This window comes from Asanoa siamensis (assembly GCF_016862555.1).
In the GTDB taxonomy this organism is placed as follows: domain Bacteria; phylum Actinomycetota; class Actinomycetes; order Mycobacteriales; family Micromonosporaceae; genus Asanoa; species Asanoa siamensis.
Window position 1 is genome coordinate 1 of sequence record NZ_BONE01000172.1, and the last position, 4530, is coordinate 4530.

Below are 4530 nucleotides of genomic sequence, written 5' to 3' on the forward strand. Positions count from 1 at the left end.
TTCTGTTTCGTATCTGGAGCCGGGCTGCGGCGGGCCCGGTCGACACCTGGACTCCGCCTCGACCCCAGATACGAAACAGAACCTAGCGAAACCGTCACCTGGCCTCTATCGCACGGCCACCGTTCTCGATGACGATCGATGTCTCCGTACCCCCTTGGAGGCATTGATGTTCCGATCCCGACTCGCCGTGGCCGCGGCGACCATCGCCGGCGCGGTCGCCGTCGCCACCCTGACCGCCGTGCCGGCCCACGCGACCCCGCCGGGCATCCCGTCGAAGGCCGGCGCCCAGTCGCAGCTCAACGCCCTCACCGTGCAGGCGGAAGGCTCGACCAGCGGCTACTCGCGGGACCTCTTCCCGCACTGGGTCACTGTCTCGGGCGCCTGCAACACCCGTGAGACGGTGCTCCGCCGCGACGGCAGCAACGTCGTCGTCAACAGCTCCTGCGCGGCTACGTCGGGCAGCTGGTACAGCCCGTACGACGGCGCCACCTGGAGCAACGCCGCCGACGTCGACATCGACCACGTCGTGCCGCTGGCGGAGGCGTGGCGGTCCGGGGCGAACTCCTGGACGACCGCCCGCCGCCAGTCCTTCGCCAACGACCTGTCCCGGCCGCAGCTCATCGCCGTGACCGACAACGTCAACCAGGCCAAGGGCGACCAGGACCCGTCGACGTGGCAGCCGTCCCGGACCGCCTACCGCTGCACGTACGCGAAGATGTGGATCGCGAGCAAGCACTACTGGGGTCTGCGCCTGCAGTCGTCGGAGAAGTCGGCGCTGCAGTCGGCGTTGAACACCTGTAGCTCCTGACCGCTTCCCGGCCGCGGCCTGGCGGCTTTCCGTCAGGCCGCGTTCCACAGTGGAGGGGCATAGCCGGCCGGCTTGTCCCCGATCCCCAGGCCTGGGCTGACGATCCAGGACTGGTAGGCCGGCGTGAACATCGTGTACGGCATCCCGAGCGCGGGCGCGCTGGCGGCGTCGAGCCGTTTCCGGGCGTCGGCCGGGATCTCGAAGTCCAGCGCGGCCAGGTTGCCGTCGAGTTGCGCCGGGCTGCTCGCGCCGACGATGACCGATCCGACGGCGGGCTGGGTGGCGACCCAGTTGACCGCGACCTGGGCCATCGGCCGGCCGAGCTCGGCGGCGACCTTTTCGAGCTCCTCGATGACGCGCCATTCGCGTGCGCTGACGGCGCGCTGGCCGCCGGCGGCCTGGAGGCGGCCCTCGCCGGTCAGGCCGTCGCCGGAGCGCTTGTACTTGCCGGTCAGCAGGCCGCCGGCGATCGGGCTCCAAATGGTCAGACCAATTCCCAGCGTCTGCGCCATTGCCGGAAACTCGGCTTCGATGTCCCGCGCCACGAGGTTGTACGGAAGCTGCACGGTGACCATCGGCGTCAGCGCGTTGGCTTCGGCAAAGGTCTGCGCGCGGGCCGCGTACCAGGCCGGGACGTCGGAAAGCCCCGCGTAGCGAACCTTTCCCGCGCGCACGAGGTCGTCAAAGGTATGCACGACCTCCTCGACCGGCGTGATCCGGTCCCACGTGTGCAGCAGATACAGGTCGAGGTAGTCCGTGCCGAGCCGGCGCAACGACGCCTCGACCGCCCGGATCATGTGCTTGCGCCCGTTGCCGCCGGCGTTCGGGTCGGTCGGGTCGACGGTGTTGGTGAACTTGCTGGTCAACACCAGTCGATCGCGTACGCCCGGCGCGGCGATCAGCTTGCCGAGGATGGTCTCGCTCTCGCCCGCGGTGTAGAAGTCGGCGGTGTCGATGAGGTTGCCGCCCGCCTCGACGTACCGCCGGAAGATCGGCTCGGCCTCCGCCGCCGTCTTTCCGTAGGCGGCATGGAAGCCTCCGGTGCCGAAGTTCATCGTGCCGAGCGCGATCCGGCTGACCCGCAGCCCGGAGCGACCCAACAGGTAGTAGTGGTTGTTCATGCGCCCCAACCTGACGCGCGAAAATTGGACCCGCAAGTCCAATCCGCGTTAACGTCGCAGGCTTTCGATGCCCATGTCGAGGGCGGCCTCGAGGTGGTCGATCCGGCCGGTGGCGAGCATCACCATGACGCCGCCCTGGATGCCCGCGAGCAACGCCTTGGCGCTGCGGTCCGCGTCGAGTCCCGGGTCGACCTCGCCGATCTCCTGCATGTGCCGGATGCCCGCGGCGATCTCGGACCGCCACCGGGTCATCAGCTCCGACACGACCGCGGCCGCGCCCGGGGTGGTCCGGCCGAGCTGGGCGATGACGCCGCTGAGCGGGCAGTCCATGCCCTGGGTCAGGTAGCGGTCGACGACGCGGTCGCGCCAGCCCTGCCACGCCGGCCAGGAGGTGAGGTCGCCGAGCTGGGGTTGCTGGTCGGTGAGCACGCGATCGGCCTCGTAGCGGGCGACCATGAGCAGGAGCTGGTCCTTCCCGTCGGGGAAGTAGTGGAAAAGCTGGCTCTTGCTGGTGCCGGTGCGCGCACGGACGTGGTCGAGCGTGGTCTCGGCGATGCCCCGCTCCCTGATCTCGGCGGCGGCGCCCTCGACGATCCGCTGCCGGGTAGCGACCCCCTTACGGGTCAACGTCCGCTCCGTACCGGTTTTTGGACTCACAGGTCCATTCTAATCGCTACCCCATGGCGTACGGATGGCCGATGATGCGGGGATGTTCCGCGCGGCCCGGTTGGACGACCTCGACGCGATCCTCGCGCTCTACCGGCAGTTGCATCCACAGGACCCCCCTTCCCAGGACGCGCCGGCGCGCTTCCGTCAGATCCTGGCGTCGCCGGGGCTGCACCTGTTCGTGCTCGAGGCGGCCGGCGCGGTCGTCGCGACCACCTACCTGAACGTGATCCCGAACCTGACCCGATCGGCGGCGCCCTACGCGGTCGTCGAGAACGTGGTGGTCGACGCGGCGCACCGCGGCACCGGGCTCGGCCGGCAGATCATGGCCGGCACGTTGCGGGCCGCCTGGGACGCGGGCTGCTACAAGGTGATGCTGATGACGGGCTCGCGCGACCCGGGCACACACGCGTTCTACCGCGCCTGCGGTTTCTCGGGGGACATCAAGACGGCGTACGTGGTGCATGATCGCCGGCATGGGAGTCCTCTATGACTATTTCGCGGCGGCATCGGACGCGAACGCCGCCGCGACGGTGGACCTGGACGGTGGCCCGGGCGGGGCGCTGCCGGTCTCACCCGAGTTGCGAGCGGCGATCGCCGCCGGCGACCGCGACGCCCTGACCCGCTTGCTGCGACCGCGCGTGCGGCTGTCCGAGCACGGCCTACAGGTGTTGTCGGTCAAGGGCATCGACCCGGTCGTGCAGATGGGTACGTTGGAGGAACTGCTCACGGGCGTCAGCACCGACGTCATCTTCGCGCGCCCGCGGTCGGGCCTGGTCGTGGCCGTCCGCGACGAGGGCGAGCGCCTGGTGTTGTCCCTCAACGACGAGCTGCAGCGGGCGCTGATCGCGCAACCACCTGATCGGCTGGCCGCGGTCGCGGTGCCGTGGTTGGCGACGGAGGAGTTCGGCGGCCAGGCCGACGCGCCCACGCTGGCGGCGTTCCTGCACGAACTCGCGCGACTGGCGGGGGATGCCTTGAACCGCAACCACCGGCTGTACTGCTGGGTCTGCGTCTAGCGGTTTACGCGTAGACCAAGACGTAGACGAGGATGCCGCCCAGCCAGGCCAGGAGCCCGACACCCATGACGGTCACGCTCTCCCACCGCAGACGCACGGTGACCGGCCCGTCGGCGGGTGGTGCGGCATGCTCCTCGAGCATGACCAGCAGCCGTTTCAGCTTCCTCCGTACGCTTCCGGGGGAGGTCGACTGCAGTTGGGTCATCGCATGGATCTCGACGGCCTCCTGCTCGACGGTGTTGGCGTAGACGGCGAGGTGGTCCATCGTCGTAAGGTCCACGAAGCGCCGCAACGGAATCCGGTGCGCGCGGTAGAGGTTGACGACGATCAGGGCGCCGTCCTTGACCTGAACGTGGTTACCCAACGCGGCGAGATATCCGTAGGTGAGCCCGAAGCCCATGAGGATCACGGCACCGGTCCGCGCGACAGGGTCAGGATGGGAGAGGATCACCACCGCCAGTCCGCCCAGGATGCCGATCAGCGCGGTGATGACGGGAATCCCGGTCGACCGATACAACCGCCGCGAAGACATCGCGGCCATCCCTCACGAATGCTCATGCTCGGCATTCGCCGCGATCAGGGTACGACTGCGCGTCTACCTACGTTGGACCCGAACCGAGCCGCCGGCGGCATGTGGAGTCCGACCCGTCCTGCGTGATGGAGGGCATCTTCATCGCCGGGCCGACATCGACGCGCCATGGCTGTTCGAGGAGGGGAGCGCGTTGACCGCGCTACCAGCCGTAGATTCGCCAGCGTGAACCCCGAAACCACACCCGGCGGGCCTGCTGCACGAGTGTTGGTCGCCGCGGGTGCCTTCTTCACAGACGAGTATGGACAGATCATGCTTGTCAGACCGACCTATAAGCCGTACTGGGATATTCCAGGAGGCTACGTCGAACCAACCGAGAGTCCTAGG

6 protein-coding genes are annotated in these 4530 nt (G+C 68.7%); 3 read left to right on the top strand and 3 right to left on the bottom strand.

The window, feature by feature from the left end; genetic code table 11:
* The first annotated feature begins 166 nt into the window (after positions 1–166).
* The gene (locus Asi02nite_RS40905) at positions 167–808 is read left to right on the top strand and encodes an HNH endonuclease family protein (protein ID WP_203719428.1); all 642 of its coding nucleotides are present in this window, start codon (positions 167–169) and stop codon (positions 806–808) included.
* Positions 809–840: 32 nt separating this feature from the next.
* Here the strand turns inward: Asi02nite_RS40905 and Asi02nite_RS40910 are convergent, their stop codons facing one another.
* Positions 841–1971, bottom strand: a complete 1131-nt coding sequence (locus tag Asi02nite_RS40910; RefSeq protein ID WP_239127722.1) for an aldo/keto reductase — start codon at positions 1969–1971, stop codon at positions 841–843.
* Positions 1972–1977: 6 nt separating this feature from the next.
* Complete coding sequence (locus tag Asi02nite_RS40915) at positions 1978–2556, bottom strand: TetR/AcrR family transcriptional regulator (protein ID WP_239127723.1); 579 nt, start codon at positions 2554–2556, stop codon at positions 1978–1980.
* Between the two features lie 64 nt (positions 2557–2620).
* Between Asi02nite_RS40915 and Asi02nite_RS40920 the strand changes: the two genes are divergently transcribed.
* Both Asi02nite_RS40920 and Asi02nite_RS40925 read left to right on the top strand, forming a co-directional pair.
* The gene (locus tag Asi02nite_RS40920; RefSeq protein ID WP_239127724.1) at positions 2621–3088 is read left to right on the top strand and encodes a GNAT family N-acetyltransferase; all 468 of its coding nucleotides are present in this window, start codon (positions 2621–2623) and stop codon (positions 3086–3088) included.
* Positions 3072–3614: a hypothetical protein gene (locus Asi02nite_RS40925; protein WP_203719430.1), complete on the top strand. Its 543-nt coding sequence runs from the start codon at positions 3072–3074 to the stop codon at positions 3612–3614. The genes Asi02nite_RS40920 and Asi02nite_RS40925 overlap by 17 nt, the downstream gene beginning before the upstream one ends.
* Before the next feature lie 4 nt (positions 3615–3618).
* Here the strand turns inward: Asi02nite_RS40925 and Asi02nite_RS40930 are convergent, their stop codons facing one another.
* Entirely contained in the window at positions 3619–4146 is a 528-nt protein-coding gene (locus Asi02nite_RS40930; RefSeq protein WP_203719431.1) for a hypothetical protein, read from the bottom strand.
* Positions 4147–4530 lie beyond the last annotated feature (384 nt).

Bases quoted from the DNA above. Each gene is read 5' to 3' on its own strand.
- Asi02nite_RS40905 (WP_203719428.1), top strand. From the start codon at position 167: ATGTTCCGATCCCGACTCGCCGTGGCCGCGGCGACCATCGCCGGCGCG.
- Asi02nite_RS40920 (WP_239127724.1), top strand. From the start codon at position 2,621: ATGGCCGATGATGCGGGGATGTTCCGCGCGGCCCGGTTGGACGACCTC.
- Asi02nite_RS40925 (WP_203719430.1), top strand. From the start codon at position 3,072: ATGGGAGTCCTCTATGACTATTTCGCGGCGGCATCGGACGCGAACGCC.
- Asi02nite_RS40930 (WP_203719431.1), bottom strand. From the start codon at position 4,146: ATGTCTTCGCGGCGGTTGTATCGGTCGACCGGGATTCCCGTCATCACC.